Consider the following 1,987-nt stretch of genomic DNA (forward strand, 5'->3'; position numbering starts at 1 on the left):
GAATATGCATCGGCACTGAAGACGAATGCAAGAGCAAAGCGGACGCGTCAGTGCCAACCGGCCTCGACATGTTGATCAATTTCAGCCTCGATTCTGCTGAGTTGCAGCCGGAGGCGCGAACAAAACTCGGCGAATTTGCCAAGGCGCTGAAAGACAACCGTCTAAGGGCGCATAACTTCATCGTCGAAGGCCACACCGACGCCTCGGGCTCGGCTATCTACAATCAAGGACTTTCGGAACGACGGGCGCAATCAGTGACGGCATTCCTCCTATCGAACGGAATCGAACCGTCACGCATCAGGGCAATTGGCGAGGGCAAAAGCCATCCGAGAGTCGCCGATCCCTACGACCCGGTCAACCGGCGGGTCGAGATGCGGATAAACTTGCCATAGTCATATTGGACTGCCGGGGGGTTTCGTCGCGTTGACATTCTCGCGGGACGTTCTGAGTTCAATGGTGCTCGAATGGCACTTAGGCCAACTCTAGAAAATGCCGCCTTCCGAATTTCGCCACCAATGTCGGGCTCTGCTCCGTCTGCGCGGCGCCTGACCTGCGGGTGATGGTCTGCCAACGCGCTTAACCGCGCGGCGGCCAGCGTTGATTGCTCACCCTTGACCGTCAAGAAGGGCTCGCAATTCATCGAGTTTGGTGTTTACGAACCAGCCGTAGTAATTCTCCACCGGCAGCTTTCGTCCGGATCCCTTTGCCGCAGCTTCGCGAAGTTCGGCTGCGCGACGTTGCGGCTGGCCGACATTGTAGAGCGTTGCTGTAATGCCCGGATTCCCGGAAATATCGAACCCCTCCTCGGCATACGCGTCGATCGCCTCCCGCAGGATGGCGGTCGTGTAGATCACGCTGCGCTTCGGATCCATGATGTCGCGGTAGATTGCCTGCGGCCGATCGGGGGAGAGCTTTTCAAAGCCGCTCACCCGATTGACCAGGTCGGTCACTTCCAGCGCCGCCAGAGGGCTGATCTGGCCAAGCCCGAACGTCTGGCCGGCGAAGAACGGTTGAAAGAACGCCCTTTGAAAGGTCACGTTCTCATAGGCGACATTGCCGACAGTTTTTCCGAGGAACTGTGTGTTCCAGACGTCGGTTCGGCAGCTCCACAGTGCCGAACTCCCTTTGGCAGGGGTGCAGCCGGAAAATTCCGGGCGATTGACAAACGACTGCAGCGAAATGCCTTTGTAGCGGAATTCGAAATCCGCGTTGGCGTATGCCAGGGCCTTGACGTAGTAGGTTTGCGCCGCATCAACGCTGCTGACGTTGTAGGTATGTTCGCCGACAAGCGCGCCGACAACGTGGATCGGATCGATACCATAGGCAGCGGCTGTATCCTTGATCTGTTGCACGAGCTTTTTATCGTTACTCAGCAACGCCAGAATCTTGTGATACTTGGCGTCGTAAGTTGTCTTGAAGGCGCGCGTCCTATTCGCTGACGCTGCGGGAATCGGCGGCTGCTGCTCGAACCGGTTTCCGGGAGGAACGACGGTGAGGCCCTTCGCGAGGGCTTCGAGGCCCAATCCGTTGGCAAACACCAGGACAAGGGCGGTCAGCGCCATTAGCGCGTGCCTAGCATTTTTCATGTGTCGCCCCCCGATGAGCAGGGGATACACCCACGCTCGCCGCCCGTTCCCGTATGAACCAATTAAGCTCGATCAGCGTGGCACGCCGGTTGTCAACGCATGACCGCGATCGCCGGGCATGATCGCGCCCTGGGTGTGACGTATCGGTCACTATGCTGGTGCTGACGCCAGCAAATCGTTCGCGGGACCGGCATCTCGGCCAACCTGTTGCCTTGCGAATCTTCGAACACGAGTCTCGCGTTGATCGAGCGTACCGCCCTTGGAAGGTTGCTTTTCACCCTAAACGTTATGATCGGTCCCGTCCGTCCAGGCTTAGCGCACCAAGTTCAGTAGTACGAGCTTGTCCGACCTTCCGCTTAAGCAGTCGCATTGGGGTATCTGCCGTCGGTCCTGCTACGGAT

General features: G+C 58.2%; 2 protein-coding genes. One reads left to right on the top strand and one right to left on the bottom strand.

Features of this window, described 5'->3' with window-relative positions:
• A partial coding sequence (locus NKH35_RS31555; RefSeq protein ID WP_352917556.1) for an OmpA family protein occupies window positions 1-392 on the top strand: 392 nt, incomplete at its 5' end.
• A 213-nt stretch (window positions 393-605) separates the two neighbouring features.
• Here the strand turns inward: NKH35_RS31555 and NKH35_RS31560 are convergent.
• Window positions 606-1,562 (bottom strand): DUF1402 family protein, encoded by a 957-nt coding sequence (locus NKH35_RS31560; RefSeq protein WP_023672572.1) that lies wholly within the window; start codon window positions 1,560-1,562, stop codon window positions 606-608.
• Window positions 1,563-1,987: the final 425 nt, after the last annotated feature.

It is taken from the genome of Mesorhizobium sp. M1143 (genome assembly GCF_040318435.1).
Classification (GTDB): domain Bacteria; phylum Pseudomonadota; class Alphaproteobacteria; order Rhizobiales; family Rhizobiaceae; genus Mesorhizobium.